The sequence below is a fragment of the Microbacterium sp. ZXX196 genome (assembly GCF_009709595.1).
GTDB lineage: Bacteria > Actinomycetota > Actinomycetes > Actinomycetales > Microbacteriaceae > Microbacterium > Microbacterium excoecariae.
On sequence record NZ_WMEE01000257.1, the window covers coordinates 1 to 264 of the forward strand.

Consider the following 264-nt stretch of genomic DNA (forward strand, 5'->3'; position numbering starts at 1 on the left):
TTTCTGGCGCATGTGGCGCACGACTTTCGCTTTTCAAAAATGGCACAGTGCAGCAGAGTTAAGACGCTATTTCTTGCGTTTTATTCAAGAATTGCCACGCATTCATACCTTAGCGGGTGTCAAACGGACCAAGTACAACCAATATGATTCGATGATTCTGCCCCTACAGCGTTGGCTAGTCGCACAAGGCGTCGATGTGCGTTTTGGACACTATGTCACAGATGCGGATTTCATTACCAATGCTGAAACCCAAGAACGCCATAC

1 protein-coding gene is annotated in these 264 nt (G+C 47.0%); it reads left to right on the top strand.

The annotated features are described in order from the left end of the window. Positions 1-264: oleate hydratase (locus GJQ66_RS12965; protein ID WP_196215922.1), on the top strand; the 264-nt coding region annotated here is incomplete at both ends.